Source organism: Salinisphaera sp. T31B1, from assembly GCF_040361275.1.
Taxonomy (GTDB): Bacteria; Pseudomonadota; Gammaproteobacteria; order Nevskiales; family Salinisphaeraceae; genus Salinisphaera.
On record NZ_APNH01000003.1, the window covers coordinates 117,925 to 133,566 of the forward strand.

12 protein-coding genes are annotated in these 15,642 nt (G+C 66.9%); 6 read left to right on the forward strand and 6 right to left on the reverse strand.

The genetic code is table 11. The features are described from left to right. Window positions 1-85 precede the first annotated feature (85 nt). Window positions 86-1,150, reverse strand: a complete 1,065-nt coding sequence (locus T31B1_RS12030) for a DctP family TRAP transporter solute-binding subunit (RefSeq protein WP_353249751.1) — start codon at window positions 1,148-1,150, stop codon at window positions 86-88. A gap of 321 nt (window positions 1,151-1,471) precedes the next feature. Beyond that, the gene (locus T31B1_RS12035) at window positions 1,472-1,831 is read right to left on the reverse strand and encodes a TraR/DksA family transcriptional regulator (protein ID WP_353249752.1); all 360 of its coding nucleotides are present in this window, start codon (window positions 1,829-1,831) and stop codon (window positions 1,472-1,474) included. Between the two features lie 119 nt (window positions 1,832-1,950). Between T31B1_RS12035 and T31B1_RS12040 the strand changes: the two genes are divergently transcribed. From T31B1_RS12040 to T31B1_RS12055, 4 genes are all read left to right on the forward strand, one after another. Next, window positions 1,951-2,802: a transporter substrate-binding domain-containing protein gene (locus T31B1_RS12040; protein WP_353249753.1), complete on the forward strand. Its 852-nt coding sequence runs from the start codon at window positions 1,951-1,953 to the stop codon at window positions 2,800-2,802. A gap of 19 nt (window positions 2,803-2,821) precedes the next feature. Further along, complete coding sequence (locus tag T31B1_RS12045; RefSeq protein WP_353249754.1) at window positions 2,822-3,649, forward strand: amino acid ABC transporter permease; 828 nt, start codon at window positions 2,822-2,824, stop codon at window positions 3,647-3,649. Next, entirely contained in the window at window positions 3,646-4,407 is a 762-nt protein-coding gene (locus T31B1_RS12050) for an amino acid ABC transporter ATP-binding protein (RefSeq protein ID WP_353249755.1), read from the forward strand. The genes T31B1_RS12045 and T31B1_RS12050 overlap by 4 nt, the downstream gene beginning before the upstream one ends. Before the next feature lie 116 nt (window positions 4,408-4,523). Then, window positions 4,524-5,255: an SDR family NAD(P)-dependent oxidoreductase gene (locus T31B1_RS12055; RefSeq protein WP_353249756.1), complete on the forward strand. Its 732-nt coding sequence runs from the start codon at window positions 4,524-4,526 to the stop codon at window positions 5,253-5,255. Window positions 5,256-5,281: 26 nt separating this feature from the next. On the opposite strand, the gene T31B1_RS12060 is transcribed toward T31B1_RS12055, so the two are convergent. The 3 genes from T31B1_RS12060 to T31B1_RS12070 are packed head-to-tail and all read right to left on the reverse strand — an operon-like array spanning window position 5,282 to window position 11,038. Further along, a complete protein-coding gene (locus tag T31B1_RS12060; RefSeq protein WP_353249757.1) occupies window positions 5,282-6,229 on the reverse strand; it encodes a S66 peptidase family protein in 948 nt (315 codons plus the stop codon). After that, window positions 6,219-9,734 carry an ATP-binding protein gene (locus T31B1_RS12065; protein ID WP_353249758.1) on the reverse strand — a complete coding sequence of 1,172 codons (3,516 nt, stop codon included), beginning with the start codon at window positions 9,732-9,734 and terminating at the stop codon, window positions 6,219-6,221. The genes T31B1_RS12060 and T31B1_RS12065 overlap by 11 nt, the downstream gene beginning before the upstream one ends. After that, window positions 9,731-11,038: a metallophosphoesterase family protein gene (locus tag T31B1_RS12070; RefSeq protein WP_353249759.1), complete on the reverse strand. Its 1,308-nt coding sequence runs from the start codon at window positions 11,036-11,038 to the stop codon at window positions 9,731-9,733. The genes T31B1_RS12065 and T31B1_RS12070 overlap by 4 nt, the downstream gene beginning before the upstream one ends. A 93-nt stretch (window positions 11,039-11,131) precedes the next feature. Here T31B1_RS12070 and T31B1_RS12075 point away from each other — a divergent pair, with 93 nt between their 5' ends. Continuing rightward, on the forward strand, window positions 11,132-12,226 hold the full coding sequence (locus T31B1_RS12075; protein WP_353250275.1) for a DUF1615 domain-containing protein: 1,095 nt from the start codon (window positions 11,132-11,134) through the stop codon (window positions 12,224-12,226). Window positions 12,227-12,316: 90 nt separating this feature from the next. Here the strand turns inward: T31B1_RS12075 and T31B1_RS12080 are convergent, their stop codons facing one another. Then, on the reverse strand, window positions 12,317-14,299 hold the full coding sequence (locus tag T31B1_RS12080) for an alkyl/aryl-sulfatase (protein ID WP_353249760.1): 1,983 nt from the start codon (window positions 14,297-14,299) through the stop codon (window positions 12,317-12,319). Window positions 14,300-14,481: 182 nt separating this feature from the next. On the opposite strand from T31B1_RS12080, the gene T31B1_RS12085 reads away from it, so the two are divergent. Then, window positions 14,482-15,492, forward strand: coding sequence for an AraC family transcriptional regulator (locus tag T31B1_RS12085; RefSeq protein ID WP_353249761.1), 1,011 nt, complete (start codon window positions 14,482-14,484; stop codon window positions 15,490-15,492). Window positions 15,493-15,642 lie beyond the last annotated feature (150 nt).

The window sequence follows — 15,642 nt, forward strand, 5'->3', positions numbered from 1 at the left end:
GCGTTTCATCTCGTCCGCGCCAGAGTCCGTGGCCGGTCGCGATCGCGACGCGGCCACAAGACACGGCAGACGAATCCGACACCGGCTAGCGCGCCTGCTGCTGATCGGTGCGCGCGGTATCAACCAGCTTGGCGCCGATGGTGTCTGTCCACTGGTCGACCACGGGGGCCACCTTGGCCTTGAAGGCGGCCAGCTGATCGTCGCTCAGCCGAGTGATGGTGACGCCGTTTTCCTCGAGCACTGCGTATGGGTCGGTGACGTCCGGCACCTCGTCGTGCTCTTTCAGCCAGGCGAGCGCGGCGCCGTCGTCCAGGCCCACGCGGGCCAGCGCCTTCTGATACTGCGCGGCATCCTCGGCGGACCGGCGGATCGCCTGCTTGATATCGTCGGGAAAGGCTCGCCATTCACGGCCGTTCACCGCATAGATGAGCGGGTCGACCACATAGTTCCATACGGTCAGCTGGTTCTGGCCGTACTGCCAGAGCTTGTAGGGCACGATCACGCCCGCCACCGGGTTTTCCTGGCCGTCGACCACGCCCTGCTGGAGCGCGGTCAGCGCCTCGGAGTAGGGCATGGCGGTCGGATTGGCGCCCAACGCCTGGAAGGTGTCGATGAACAGCTTCGAGCCCACCACGCGGATCTTCAGATCGTGCAGGTCGTCGGGTTTGACGATCGCGCGCTGGCTATTGGTCAGCTGGCGATAGCCGTTTTCGCCCCACGCGAGCGGCTGGACGCCCAGTTGCTCCAGACGGGCAAAGATCTGCTCGCCGGTCTTGCCATGGACGACCGCGTCCAGGCTGCCCGGCTGGGAAAAGAAGAACGGCAGGGAAAAGAGGTTCAGCTCTTTGACCTGCGGCGACCAGTTGATCGTCGAGGCCAGGGAGAAATCAGCCACGCCCTGTCGCAACAGGGTGAACTCGTTGGTCTGGTGGCCGGCGAACAGAGCGCCGGAATAGTAGACCTTGATGTTGATCCGGCCGTCGGTGCGCTCCTTGACCAGATCGGCGAAGCGCTGTGCGCCCATGCCCCAGGCGGTGTTGGGCCCGACCACCATGGACAGTTTGTACTGGGACTTGAGCGCCAGCGCCGGCGTGCTCATCAGTGTCGTCAGACACAGTACGGCCGCGAGACGCATCCATTTGTTCGACATGATTCTCCCCTGCATCGGTAGGCACTGGGCGCCCGGTGTGGCCGCTCGGTGGGCCGAGCGGTTCACGACCGCCCCCGGCGATCTGTTGTTATGCGCGAAATCGGTACGATCCAGGCTGCCCCTGCGCCATACAGTCTTTTCCGCGCGAGAAGTTTAGGCCTGCCGTGTTCCCACTGGCAACCGCGGCGCTCATGCCCCGGCAAGACGGTTACAAAGATGGCTCGCCAAGGCGGCGCCGGCGGCCGCCACGCTCACGCGCAACAGGTCAGCTTCGGCGCGCGTGTGCTGGATGGTTGCGAACGGCGGCTGCAGCGGCGGCGTTCATTCCGTAGCGGACGCACAGTCCAGACAGCGCAGTACCGTAGGGTCGTGTTTCAGACGGGGCGCCGCGATCGGTTCGTCGCAGTCCGTGCACAGTCCGAACGTGTCGCTATCCAGACGTTTCCGCGTGCCAGCGATACGCGTCAGGGTCTGGTTGGCCCGTTGGCGCGCGGCGCGGCTCATCGCCTGGGCCTGTAGCGCGTCCATGCGCGACAGCCGGCCCTGACGGGTCTGGTCCAGTTCTACCGCTTCGCCGCTGTCGCGACTGGCGTCGAGATAGTGCCGCGTCTCGGCTTCCATGGCATCCAGACGAGCGGTGAGTTCTGCGCGGGAGGGTTGTGCATCGGTCATGCCCGTCATGGTTGGCTCAATCGCCACGGTCTGCAAATCGCACGTGGCCACGGCGCCGGGCGCGGCTATGGCAGAATCGCGTCTTGTCTGCTTTTCACGATCGTCGGGGAAATGGTTTGGTGAATACGATGAATATCCGGTGGGCCCGGTCGGCAGCGCTGCTTGTCGCCGGTTTGGTCGCGCTGGCCATGGCCGGTTGCAGCCAGGACGAAGGCGCGACCGTCGACGGCATCCATCTAGTCCAGGCCGACGCTCTGACGGTCTGTACTCATCTTCCCTACAAGCCGTTCCAGTTCACCCGCGACGGCGATGTGGTCGGCTTCGACGTGGATATCCTCAAGCTGCTTGCCGACGACCTCGGTGTCGAGGAAAAGGTCGTAAGCATGGACTGGAACCAGATCACCTCGGGCGCGGTGTTCGCTGCCGGCAAGTGCGATATCGCCATGGGCGGGGCGACGATCACGCCCGAGCGCGCCGAAGCCGTGCTGTTCTCCGACCCTTATTTCAATGCCACGCAGGCCCTGCTGGTCAAGGATGACAGCGGCATTTCCGGGCTGGCCGATCTCAAGGGCAAGCGGCTCGGCATACAGACCGACACCACCGGCGCGCTGTATGCGAACAAGCATGCCGACCAATATGGCTATACCACGGTCGTGTTCGACGATCTGGCGCTTGAGACCGCGGCCGTGAGCGCCGGCCAGGTCGCAGCCTCGATCGGCGACAACGGCCCGCTCTACCAATACGCGGCCGACAATCCGGGCACGGCGGTCGCCGCGGAGCTCGACACCGGCGAACACTACGGGTTTCTGGCCGAGAAGAACGACGACAACGCCCGCAAGCTCGTCGATCGTTTGAACAAGCTCATCGCCCAGGCTCGTGAAAGCGGTGCCTACGATCGCATCTACGAGCAGTGGTTCGGTCACAAGCCCGGCCAGGCCGAAGCCCCCAGCCAGGCCGACGACGCCGGCAACGCGTCCTGATTCGCCAGGTGGACTAGCGATGGCCAGCGAGCGCAACACGCGTGGCACGCCCCGTCGCGGGCTGAGTCCACGCCGGCGCGCACAGCGCGTGCGCGCCATCCAGTACGCCGTACTGGTCCTGTTCGTGGCCGGGGCGATCTTCATGGCCGACTGGGCGACCATCGGCCACACCTTCTTCGCGCCCGGACTGATCGTCGATACAGTCGTCAACGGCCTGTGGCTCGCGCTATGGAACACCGTCGTCTATTCGGCCGGCGGGTTCGTGCTCGGGCTGGTCGCCGGGACCGTACTGGCGTTGATGCGGTTGTCCGAGATCGGGCCCTACCGCTGGCTGGCCACGATCTATATCGAGTTCTTCCGGGGGCTGCCGGCGCTGGTGGTGTTCATGGCGTTTTCGCTGCTGCCGCTGGCGTTCCCGGGTCTGGTGATGCCATGGGCGCCGTATGGCACGGTGTGGGCCGCGCTCGGTATTGTCGGCAGCGCCTATATGGCCGAAACCATCCGTGCCGGCATCCTGGCGGTGCCGCGTGGCCAGATCGAGGCCGCACGATCGCTCGGGCTGTCGGCCGGTCAGACGCTGCGTCGTGTCACGCTGCCGCAGGCCTTCCGTATCATGATTCCGCCGCTGACCAACGAGCTGATCATGCTCATCAAGGATTCCTCGCTTGTGTTCATCGTCGGCCTGTCAGCGGCCAATTTCGATCTGACCAAGTTCGGCCGGGCCGCGGCCAATACCCACGTCAACATCACGCCGCTGGTGGTCGCGGGTGTGGGCTATCTGCTGATCACGCTGCCATTGTCGATTCTGGTGCGCCGCATGGAAGCCGCGGCCGGACGTGGCCGATGAGCGCATCGTCGCCGTCGCTGGTCGACATCCGCGGGCTGAACAAGTCGTTCGGCGCCCACCACGTGCTGCACGATATCGACTTCTGCGTGGAACGCGGCGAGGTCGTCTGCGTCATCGGACCGTCGGGCTCCGGCAAGTCCACGCTGCTACGCTGCGTGAACCTGCTCGAGCGACCGCAGTCCGGTGCGGTGATCGTGCAGGGCGAGGATCTGACCGATCCGGACTGCGATATCGATGCCGCTCGACGCCATATCGGCATGGTGTTCCAGCAGTTCAACCTGTTTCCGCATCACAGCGCGCTGGCCAACTGCATGCTGGCACTGACCACCGTGGCCGGCTACAAGCGGGACGCCGCCGAACGTATCGCCCGTGCCAATCTCGAACGCGTGGGCCTGGCTGACAAGACCGATGCGTATCCGGCACGCCTGTCGGGCGGCCAACAGCAGCGCGTGGCCATTGCCCGGGCGTTGTCGATGGACCCGGCGCTGATGCTCTTCGACGAGCCCACGTCCGCCCTGGACCCGGAGCTGGTCGGCGAGGTGCTGGCGGTGATGCGGGGCCTGGCCGACGACGGCATGACCATGATCGTGGTCACCCACGAAATCGCGTTTGCGCGCGAGGTCGCCGATCGGGTGGTGTTCATGGACGGCGGTGCGGTCGTCGAGCAGGGGCCGCCGGCTCAGCTGCTCAGCGAACCGCGCGAGCCGCGGACGCGGGATTTCCTGCAGCGCGTACTGACGCCCGCACGGGCGCGCTGAACGACGACCGGTCGGCGGGCCGGGCTTTTCCGGTGCCGCCACGCCGCGGCCATCGCGATTGACCGCAGGCGCTGTACGCGCCAGCGTTGGGCCATCGTTTTCAATCCGGATCGGCAATGGACGACATTCACAATCGCGTGGCGCTGGTGACCGGCGCGTCGCGCGGCATCGGGCATGCGGCGGCAATCGCGCTCGGCCGCGCGGGCTGCCGAGTCGCGCTCGGCTACCACCAATCCCCTGAGGCCGCAGAAACGGCCGTACAGACGATCGAGCAGGCCGGCGGGACCGCATTCGCCGTACAGGCCGACCTCGCCGAATCCCGCGCGATCGCGGCCATGGTCGATACCGTCGAGGCAAGGCTCGGCGAGGTCGAGATCCTGGTCAACAATGCCGGCATCAACCCGGTCTATCCCCTCGAGGAGATCGACGCCGAGCGCTGGGCCGAGACCCTGCAAGTCAATCTCACCGGCTGTTTCCTGCTGTCGCAGCGCGTGCTTCCGGCAATGCGCCGACGCGGCTGGGGCCGCTTGATCATGATGTCGTCGGTGGCTGCCCATATCGGCGGTGTGATCGGGCCGCACTACGCCGCCAGCAAAGCCGGCCAGCTCGGGCTCATGCGCAGCTATGCCCGTATGCTCGCCACCGAAGGCATCACGTCCAACGCCATCGCGCCGGCGCTGATCGAAACGGACATGATCGCCCACAACGACGCGATCACCCCGGACCTGATCCCGGTCAAGCGCTTCGGCCGGGTGGACGAGATCGCCGACATGGTGGTCCACATGGCTCGCAACGCTTATATGACCGGCCAGACCGTCAATATCGACGGCGGCATGTATATGAGCTGAGTCCGCTGCGGGTCTCGACTCGCAGCTCAGCCGGCAAAGGTGAGCCGGGCATCGGCGATACGCGCCAAGCCGGCGTAACGCCAGGCATGGTTGACCGTGCCGTGGCCGACCGCGAGGCCGCGATACAGCGCGATGCCGCGCGCGCCGGTGTATTCGCCGATGATCCCGGCCAGCGATGACATCCCGTCGGCGAGGTCGCACCCCTCGAACACGCCGAGGCAGACGGTCCTCAGGCGATCTTCGTCGAGCGACGCGATCAGCTGGTGAAAACTGCGTTCCAGCCGGAACTCGGCTTCGCCGACGTCTTCCAGTAACAGAATCGAATCCGTTTCCAGTCGCAGCGCGGCGGCGGTGCCGACCATGCTGGCGAGTGTGGTCAGATTGCCGCCGACCAGTTGGCCGGCCACGCCCGTCGTGGGGGCCGCCGTCGAGGCGAGTGACCAATCAGTCGCCCGGCCGTGCAGCAGATCGACCAGTGATGCGATCGAGGCCGCGCGCTGTTCTTGTTCTTCGGCTGTGTCTCCGGGCATGGCCAGTTGGGTGGCGACCGGGCCGTGGATGCCGGCGCGTCCGTGCTGGCGAAAGGCTTCGAGCAGCACGGTGATGTCTGAAAAGCCGATGAGCGGGATATCGCGCGGGATGCGTGACCAATCAATGTGATCGACCAGGTGCGCGCTGCCGTAGCCGCCGCGCAGGCACCAGACGGCAGCGACATCGGGCAACTCGAATGCCCAGTGAAGATCGGCCAGGCGAGCCTCTGCGGTGCCGGCAAGGTAGCGGTGGTGATCGCGGGCGTGGGCACCCAGCTTCGCATCGATGCCCGCCGCCTCGAGCACCGTGAGCATGATATCGATACGTTCGTTCTTGACCCCGCCGGCGGGGGCGATCAAGGCGATGCGCTGGCCGGCCAGCGGGCGCAGCACCTCGGCCAGCCGTGCGAGCGGGGCGCTCAGTTCGTGGGTGTCAGAGGTCATGCGTGTGTACCCGCGGGCCCAACCGTTCGGTAGCCATATCGCGCAGATGCTGGTGATGGGTGAAGAACAACACCTGGGTCTTTTCGGCGAGCCCCGCCAGCGCGTCGAGCCCGGCCATGGCGCGTTCGTCGTCGAAGTTGATGAACAGATCGTCGGCCACCACGGGCAGCGGCGCGGCGCGTTCCAGATAATCCTCGATCGCGGCGATACGCAGGGCGAGATACAGCTGGTCGCGCGTGCCTTCGCTCATGCCGATGGGGGCCACGCGTGAGCCGTCCGGCCGTACGCCGACGATCTGCAGTTCGTCGCGCTCGTCAAATTCACCCGTGAGCCGTTCGAAGGAGCCGCCGGTGAGCTGGTTCATGAGCGCGGAGCCGCGCTCGATCAATGGGCGCTGCTTGTCCATTGCATAACGCTGGCCGGCCCATTTGAGCAGCAGCGCGGCGGTGCCCACGCGCAGGTAGCGCTCGGCGGCGTCCTCCATATCGGCGAGCGCGGTCTGGCGCTCGGCCGCGGCGGTTACGGCGCGATCGTCGCCGCCGATGGCTTCGAATTCCGTGCGGGCTTCGTTGCGGGCATCGCGGGCGGGGCCGAGTTCGGTTTCGAGATCGGCCAGCTGGTCGGCCAGCGCATCGATCTGTTCGCGCAGGGAATCGAGATCGCTGGCTTCGACCGCTGCGATGAGGTCTGCCACCGGCTGGCCGTCGCCCTGTTCGGCCAGTGTTTCTGCCGTAGCGGCGTGTTCGGAGGCCAGCGCCTGGCGGCGTTCGGCGCGGGCGATGACGGTTTCCAGCGACTCGGGGTCGGCCACGCCGGCCTGGCGGGCGAGTGCGTCGAGCTGGCGTTCGGCCCCTTCGCGCGTGGCCTCGTGTTCGGCGATGCGTTCGCGATGGGCGGCGCGGTCGGCTGTACGAGTTTCGAGGCGGTCGTATTGCGACTGGGCCTCGCGCAGCGCGGCGGTGAGGCGCTGTACGGTCTGTTCGGCCGCCTCGCCTTCGCGGGCCTCGCGGCCGGTGGCTTCCAGCACCTGGGCGAGCCGGTCCTCGAAGCGGGCCTGGCGGTCCTGCTTGTCGCTGCGTTCGGCGGCCAGGTCGCGGCTTTGTCGGGCGCGTTCGTGGCCGGCGTCCAGTACGTCGAGCGCGGCCCGGCCGGCGGCGGCATCGAGTTCCGCACCCAGCCCCAGTTCGGCCAGCGCGGCGGCCCAATCGTGCTGCCAGTCGTCCAGTGCTGTCCTGGCTTCGTCGTAGTCGGCCTGCAGCTTGTCTATCCGTCGCGCCTGTTCGCTGCGTTCGCGTTGTAGACGCTGGCGTTCGTCGCGGCGCCGGTTTTCGCGCTCGACGAGCTGGCGGGCGTGTTCGATCAGCTCGGCAAGCGAGGCCTCGGCGAGCTGGCTTTCGTTGACGCCGAGTGCGGTGATCTGCGGCGTGGCGCGTTGCCGATGCTCGGCGATACGCGCGGCCAGCTCGTCGCGGGCGGCTTCGGCGTCGATGCGCTCGGCGCGCTTCTCGAGCACCGCATCGCGGCGATCGAGCCAGTCGCGCATGGCGGCGGGTCCGGTGGGTTGCAGTTCCGTGGCCAGCCAGAGCGTGGCCCATTCGGTGCGCAGGCCGTCCAGCCGAGCCTTGGCTTCATCGCGCCGGGCCGTGGCCTGTTCGAGCGCCTGTTCGCGTTCGGCGACCTGGCGCTGGCGCCCGGCGTCGTCGGCGATCGCCTCGGCCCGCTCGAAGCGGGTATCAGCCAGGTCGTCGGCCTCGCGGCTGGTGCGCTCGAAGGCGTCGACCGGATGCTTCTCGGCCGTCTTGTCGAGCTTCGGCGTATCGGCCGTGTCGAACAGATCGGGCTCGCGCTGTTCGACATAGCGACGGCGCACGAGCTGCCATGCCGCATCGCGTTGTGCGCGCGTCTCGGCCAGGGCTTCGGCGCTGGGCAGCGCGTCGTCGGCGCGGCGCCGGGCGAGGGCGTCGCGGGCGCGTTCCACTTCGTCGGCCAGTTCGTCGGCGCGCTGCGCATGGCGCTTGTAGGCCTCGTCGGCCTCGGCGATTTCAGCCTCGAATTCATCGATCCGATCGCGGGCCGGCACATGCAGCGCGGCCAGCGTGTCGCTGTCGGAAACCGCCGGCTTGAGATGTGCCAGCCGCCGCTCGATATCGCGATTCAACCGGTCGACATCGCTCTGGGCACTGCGCCGCTCGGTTTCGAGATCGCCTTCGCGGGTGGCCGCAGCCAGCCAGGCTTCCAGTGCATCGGTGTCGGCCGCCATGCCCAGCGCCTCGGCTTCGGCGGCCTGTTTGGCATCGGCCTCGCGCGCGGCGTCCAGATTGGCCGCGGCGTGGTCGACGCTCTGGCGGCGGGTGGCTTCGTCGGCGGCGAGATGGCGGGCCCGGGCGAGGGCGGCCGCGGTGGGCCATTCGGCGGTCTCATCCGCCCAGCCCAGTTCGGCACGATCCTGGGCGAGGGCATGGGCCAGCCGGGCTTGTTCATCGTCGATCTCGGCGATGCGCTCGCGATCGGCAGCGATCTGGCCGCGTTGTTCGGCCAGGCGCTCGATCGCCTCGTTTGCCTCGCGCAACGCCGGGTCGTCGGTGAGCGATTCGATTTCGCTCTCGAGTCGCGCAATCTGGTCTTCGATGGAGGCGATCGCCGCGCGGGTGGATTCGATGCGCTCACGCGCGGCCTCGAACGTCGGGCGCGCGTCGGCGTCCAGCGCCGGGGTGTCGCCGAGTTCGGCCAGCTCGGCATCAATCTCGCGATAACGCCGCGCCGGCTGGGCCACGCGCCGAATGCGTTCGAGTTCGCGCCATTGATGATTGAGCGCGCGGCGGCGTTCGGCCAGTTCCTCGTAGCGGGCTTCGGCGGCCTCGAACGCCTCGCGCCGGCGCTGCCAGTCGCCGACCGTGACTTCGTGTTCGCGGATATCGGTATCCGCCGTCTTCAGCCGAGCCTCGGCCTGGTAGTAGCGCCGGTTCTGCGAAGGGTTGGGTGACCACAGGCCGTCGGCCTCCGCTACCAGCGCCTCGCGTTCGGCGAGCACGTCGGCCAGCCCGGAGCCGGCCGATAGCAGCGCCGTATCGGCGTTCGCATCCGCCGCGGCCAGCGTCTCGCCGCCTTCGCGCAGACCTTCGTGATCGAGGCTGAACATGCGGGTGAAAAACGCCCGGTCGGCGCCGGCGAGCTGGCGTTCGAGATCGCTTTCGAGCGCGTTTGCGGCCTGGCCTTCGGCGTCGAGCAGCGTGTTCTTGCGGCCTTTCTTGCGGATCGCCTCGATCTCGGTGTCGCCCGTTTCGATACGCGCGCCAATGCGCAGCGCGTTGTAGGCATGCACGAAGTTCAGCGGCGTCTGGGTGGGAAAGCCGAACAGGAAATCGCCGATCGCGTTGCGGGCGGTGGATTTACCGGCCTCGTTGGCGCCGAAGACGATATGCAGATCGGTTTCGCCGCGCGTGAAGGCCAGCCGCCGATCGGTGAAATGGCCGTAGGCGAGCAGATTGAGGTCCGCGAACCTCACGTCGCGCGCTCGTCGGCGGCCAGACGCGAGAGCAGATAATCGCCCGCGCCGTGGATCAGCGTGGCCGTATCGCCGTCGATGGCCGCGCGTAGCAGGGCGTCGTCGGCGTGTTCGCGAATCTCGTGCGGCAGGCGTTCGGCCAGTCGGCGGACGTCCTTCTCGATCATCTCGCGGATATAGGGATCGTCCACGGCATCGTCCAGCAGGCGCTGCAGCTCGCCGAGCGCATCCTGGCGTTCGCGGCGGGTGGCGGCATCGAGCTGCGGCGCTGTGGCCAGTTTGATCTTCTCGACATAGACCTGGGCGGTGCCCAGCCCGGCGGCGGCCGCGCGTGCTTCGGCGAGCAGGCGTTCCGGGGCAGCGGCGAGCTGGTCGTGCAGGGCGGTGGTGCCCGTGAGATGCAGCCGCACGGCAAGCAGCCGGCCTTCTACCGCGTCCGCGCCGGTTTCGATCGCCCGGCGCATGGCGGCGATCACATCGTTGAAATCGTCGGCGGCGGAGACGTTGATCGACGTCTCCGCCCAACGGGCGACATCGCAATGAATCGGCCGCAGCGCGGCGACGCGCCCGTCTTCCACGATCACTTCATAGGCACTCTTGGCCCCGGTCTCGCGGATCGAGCGGCCCTGGAGGTTGCCGGAAAACACCACATGCGGGTGCTCGGCCAGCACCTCGGCGCCGTGGACATGGCCGAGCGCCCAGTAGTCGTAACCCTTGGCGGTGAGCTCGTCGAGCGAGCAGGGCGCATAGTTGGCATGCCCGCCGCGACCGCCCAGGCCGGTATGCAGCACGCCGATATTGAACACGCCGGCCACCGGCGCCGGGTAGCCGGGCACCAGATTGTCGGTCACCGCGCGTTCGGCATAGCTCATGCCGTGCAGGGCCACGTCGAGGTGTTCGATGGTCTTTGTTTCGGCCGCCTCAGGCGAGAACACGTGCACGTTGCCGGGCAGCGACAGGCTGCGTGTCATCTGGTTCTGGGCGTCGTGGTTGCCGTGGATCAGATAGACGGGGATCGATTCGCCGGCCAGCCGGTGCATCTGGCGCACGAAGAACACGCCGGTCTGATAATCGCGCCAGTCGCCGTCGTAGACATCGCCCGCGATGACGACGAAATCCACCGCGCGCTCGATGGCCGCATCCACCAGTGCGGTGAGTGCTTCGCGCGTGGCCAGCCGCAGCCGTTCGGCCACGCCGGGCACGTCATCCGACAGACCGCGCATGGGGCTGTCGAGATGAATATCGGCGGTATGGATGAAGCGAAACGAGCGCAAGGACGAGCCGAGCCGGCGAACTGTGCGCACATCTTAGCCTCGCGGATCGGCTGGACCCAACGCCGGGTCTCGCATCCGCGGCGCGGCTCGGGCAGAGTCGCGTTCATGTCGATTTCTGTTCGTATGCGTGCCGCGCGCACGGTGGTGGTTCTGAGCGCGCTGTGGCTGGCGGGCTGCGCGACGCTGCGTACGCCCGAGGTGCCGCGTCGCCCGGCCGACGAGGTGCGTGCCGAGCTGGTCTCGCTGATGCCGGCCAGCGTGGCCGATCGCGCCGGCTGGGCCGCGGATATCGAAACCGCGTTCGCCGCCCAGAACATCGAGGCGTCGACGCCCAACCTGTGCGCGACGCTGGCCGTGATCGCACAGGAATCCAGCTATCGGGCCGACCCGGTGGTGCCGGGTTTGCCGCGTATCGCCCGGGGCGAGATCGAGCGCCGGGCGCGTGCGGCGCATATTCCCGACTTCCTGCTCGACAAGGCGCTGGGGCTGGAATCCTCCGACGGCCGGACCTACGACGAACGCCTGGACACCGTACGCACGGAGCATGACCTGAGCGATCTGTTCGAGGATTTCATCGACCGCGTGCCGCTGGGCAGTACGCTCTTCGGCGGTTTCAATCCGGTGCATACCGGCGGGCCCATGCAGGTGGCGATCGATTTCGCCGAGCAGCACGGCGAGGATTATCCCTACGACGATGCGCAATCCGTGCGCGAGGAAGTATTCAGCCGCCGTGGCGGGCTGTATTTCGGTATTGCCCATCTACTCGGTTACGAAGTGGACTATCCGAGCCCGCTGTATCGCTTTGCCGACTACAACGCGGGTTGGTACGCCAGCCGCAACGCAGCCTTCCAGCGCGCGGTGAGCCAGCTCAGCGGCACCGATCTGGCGCTCGACGGCGATCTGATCGCCTACGGCGCGTTCTCGATCAGCAATACCGAACGCGCGACCAAATCGCTGCGGGATCGCCTGGATATGGACGAAGGCCCGATCCGGCGCGATCTCACCGAGGGCCACGGCCCGGACTTCGATCGCACGCGGTTATACAAGCGGGTTTACGCCCTGGCCGATGAAGCGGCCGGCGCGCCGGTCGAGCGCGTGATTCTGCCTGGCATCGAACTGGAGAGCCCGAAGATCACGCGCAACCTCACCACCGCCTGGTTTGCCCAACGGGTGTATGCGCGCTGGCAGGCCTGCATGCAGCGCGCCGCACCGCGTTGATCGAGTGCGGGCGACCGCGGCTGGCTGCCGGTTGAACAAGGAACGCCGCCGCGGCGAGAAAAACCGCGGCGGCGTGTCGGGCGGGCGTGGCTAGGGCGTGACGATGGCGAAGTCGCGATCGGGCGCCTGCAGCAGCGAGAAGAAGCGGCCGAGACTGGCGCGGTCGCCGTCGACCTTGAGCTGCTTCGGTGACAGCTTGCCGCCGATCAGTGCGAGCAGCGCCGGGTGGGTGAGATGCACGGTGGCGTTCGCATCGTCGGCGAGCGGGCGTTTCCAGTGGTGGAGCACGCCGTTCTCGATGGTCAGTACGTGATTCTCGCCGAGGTCCTTGAAGTCGAAGTTGATGGTGAGATCGCTCTTTGCGGCCTCGGGGCCGTTCAGCCGCGCGGCCATGGCATCGAAGAAGCGCTCGATCGGCACCTGGCGCAGCAAGCCGATGCCGCGCGACATATCCAGTGAGGTGCCCTGGGCGCCGTCGCGCAGTTCCTTGGCACCGGTGAGATAGACGTCACGCCACGGCCCGGATTGGGCGCGATAGCCGAGCTGGTCGTAGGTCTTGGCCAGAAGCGCTTTGGCGGCGTCGTTGTCCGGCTCGGCGAAGACCACCTGATTGAGCACCTCGGCGGTCCAGCGATACTCGCCCGCGTCGTAGGATTGCTGTGCCTTGTCGACGACGGCGTCTGCGCCGCCCATGAATTCCACGTACTTCTTCGCCGCTTCGGTCGGCGGCAGCGGGTCGAGATTGGCCGGGTTACCGTCGAACCAGCCGAAGTACCACTGGTAGACCGCTTTTGAATCGTGGCTGACCGTGCCGTAGTAGCCGCGGTTGTGGAACGGTTTGGCCAGGGATTCGGGCAGGGTGAGCTGTTCGGCGATCTCGCGCGGCGTATAGCCGGCGTTGGCCATGCGCAGCGTCTGGTCGTGGATGTACTTGTAGGTGTCGCGCTGGATCTTGAGATAGTTCACGATCGTGTCGTGGCCCCAGACCGGCCAGTGGTGGCTGTTGAACACCACCTCGGCCCGGTTGCCGTAAAGCTGTAGCGCCTCGTCGATATAGTCGCTCCACTTGAGCGCATCGCGCACCTTCGCGCCGCGCAGGGTATAGATGTTGTGCAGCGTGTGGCTGACGATTTCCGCGCCGCAGAAGGCCTTGACCTGGGGCAGATAGAAGGTCAGCTCGGCGGGCGCTTCGGATTCGGGCGCGTACTGGAAGTCGAACTCGAGGCCGTCGACGGTCAGCGTCTGGCCGGTGTGGTCGATGATGTCCGTGGGCGCGAGAATACTGAAATGACCCTTGGACGGCGCCTTGCCGAGCCCGGAATCCACATGCCCGCGCGGGCCGCGCGCCAGCGCGCCGCCGTACATATAGGTCGCACGCCGGCCCATCGCCGGCCCGGCCAGCAGGTTTTCGCTGGTCGATTCGGCCATGAACCCCTTGGGCGCGATGATGCGCACGTTGTCGCGTTTGGCCTGCTCCGCAGTGAGCACGCCCTCGATACCGCCGAAATGGTCGATATGGCTATGGGTGAAGATGACGGCGACGATCGGCTTGTCGCCCAGGATGTGGGCCTTGGCCATGCGCCAGCCCGCGGCGGCCGTTTCGGCGGTGGTCAGCGGGTCGACCACGATCCAGCCGCTGTCGCCCTCGATCAGGGACATGTTCGACAGGTCGTAGCCGCGTAGCTGGTAGACGCGGTCGGTGACCTTGTACAGGCCATGCAGGTCGTTGAGCTTGGCCTGGCGCCAGAGGCTCGGGTTGACGGTATCCGGGGCGTCGCCTTCGATGAAGTCGTAGGCGGTCATGTCCCAGACCGTATGGCCGTCCGAGTCGGCGATCACGAGGTTCGGATCGCGTGCGATCAGGCCGCGCTCGGCATCCTTGAAGTCGGCCCGGTCGTCGTCGGCCAGGCTCTTGGCAACCGCGGCGTTGGCCTGGCGGGTCGTCGCAGTCGCTGCGACCTGCCCTGCGCCGTCCTCGGGTTCAGCCTGGGTGGCGGGTTGGGCGCGCGCCAGTGGCAGGCCGCCGCTCAGCGCCAGTGCCGCGATTACGGCGACGGTGTATCCGGTTTTCATGGCGGTCTCCTTGTGGCGCGCCGGTCACCGTTCTCGTGTCGGCCGGGGCGCTGCAGCGCGTGTGACTCTGTGCTCAGAAATAACGATCCTCGCGCGGGAGGGAGCGGCGCGTATTGACAGCGCATGCCAAATTTTTAACTTTTGGTGACAGCGCCGTGCCGGCGCGCCTGAAGAGCAATTCGATGACGAGCCTGGTGCGTAACAGCGCGTTGGACGGTTTCGGCGCATTCGTACGACAACTCGGCGGCGAGCCCGAGCTGCTGCTTGCCCGATGCGATATTCCGCCGGATATCGAGTCGCGACAGGATGCGTTCCTGTCGTACCGTTCCTTGATCCAACTGTTGGAAGAGTGCGCCGACCGTTTGTCCTGCCCGGATTTCGGCATGCGCCTGGCCGGCACACAGGGCATCGGTATCCTCGGGCCGCTCGCTGTGGTGATCCGCCATTCGAGTACCGTCGCAGAGGCGATCGACCAGGCCGCCAGATATCTGCACGTGTTCAATCCGGGCCAGCGCGTGACGGCGCGCCGGGTGGGCAGCGCGCTCTGTCTGCGCTTCGAGATACTGCTCGAGCATCTGGCCTGTCCGCGGCAGGCCAACGAGCGCGCGCTGGTGTTTTTGAAACGGCTGACGGAACTGGGCGGCAACGCGCCGCTGCCCACCCGCATACTCTTCGCACAGAGCCGACTCGCACCGATGCCTGCCTACAAGCGATTCTTCGGTGACACGAGTCTTTGCTTCGAGCAACCCGTGTGTGGTCTCGACATCGAGGCCCGCGCGATGCAGGCATCGCTGCGCCGTTCGGACCGGCATATCCGCTCCATGGCGATTGCGTTTCTCGAGCACAGTGATTGTGCCCGCGATCGGCCGATAACCGCCCGTGTCCGTGAGATCGTGCGCCGGTTGCTGCCGACCGGTCAGCTTGGGATCGACCTCGTCGCAGAATCACTCCATCTACAGCGTCGCACGCTGCAGCGGCGGCTGGACGGCGAAGACACGACCTTCGCCGTCGTGCTGGACGGCGTGCGCCGAGAGTTGGCCATCCGTTACCTCTCAGAGCACGATATGCCGTTCAGCCAGGTCGCGTCGTTGCTCGGTTATACCGAGCAGAGCGCCTTGAATCGCGCCTGCCAGCGCTGGTTCGAGACTACGCCGAGCCAGTACAGACGGCGTACGGTGAAGATGGATCATTGAAGCGCCGTCGATAAGCGCGTGTTTCGAATTCGCTTGTACGCGTGCACTGCCCATGCGCGCACCGCGCGGCGGATCAGTCGGCGAACCCGACGCCGGGCCGGACCGTTTAGCCGGCCGTGTTCTGCCCTGGGTATCGCGACTTGGCGCCGC